The 782-nt window shown below is 44.6% G+C and carries 1 protein-coding gene; it reads right to left on the reverse strand.

Going from position 1 to position 782, the window contains the following annotated elements; genetic code table 11:
* Positions 1–337: 337 nt before the first annotated feature.
* On the reverse strand, positions 338–782 hold a 445-nt coding region (locus B5F27_RS16900; protein ID WP_158098282.1), incomplete at its 5' end, for a hypothetical protein.

Raw genomic sequence — 782 nt, forward strand, 5'->3', positions numbered from 1 at the left:
AGACTGGCCTGGCTCCGCTCTCGCTTCGCCAGGCCAGTCTTTGATTCGCTTGTTCTACCCCTTGCAGGCCTCTTTTTTGTACTGTCCGCACAATATGGGGCGGTTCAGTTCCCCATATCCCGGGCACAAAAAAGGACCGCCCTCCCACCGGGGTGGGAGAGCGGCCCAAAACGCCTTAAAAAGCCTATTCGGCTTCATTTAAACTATTGTTTCGAACTAGTCGAAGGCGTCAAAGTTCCGAAGAAGGTCAAAAACATCACTTTTTCACGTTCTTTTTTGCATTCATTTACTTCGACACCACTTCGACTCTTTTTGCCACTTCGGAATCACTTCGAAGTCACTTCGACCACTTGCTTCGACATCCAAAATTGGGCAGATGATATTTTTTGGCAGCCTTTGTGATTTCCTTCATCGGAATCCCAATGCAGCAAACAGGGGGCTGGTCCTTATAATATTGATACCTCCAGGAATCTTTTCCTTTATCACTCCGTTTTAACTTTACTCCCGCTTCATACAGCTTGTCTTCCCATTTTTTCCAACCATCTTCAAAAGGAAAGCATTCATAAGCATTGTCATCAAGCCATTGCTGGTACTCCTGCAAAAATTCATCCCTCGGCGCAATAAAATATTCTTCATTTTCCTTTTTTAATGTATGTAAAATTCCTCGGCATTTAGAGCACCTAACAAAACCTGACAAATAGAGGAATATGCAGTAAAATACCAGTGGGGGTGAAGCAAATGCCCAGGAAACTGGTAAGCGACGAACTGTGGAGTCAGATTGA

The sequence above is a fragment of the Faecalibacterium sp. An192 genome (assembly GCF_002160175.1).
In the GTDB taxonomy this organism is placed as follows: Bacteria; Bacillota; Clostridia; order Oscillospirales; family Ruminococcaceae; genus Faecalibacterium.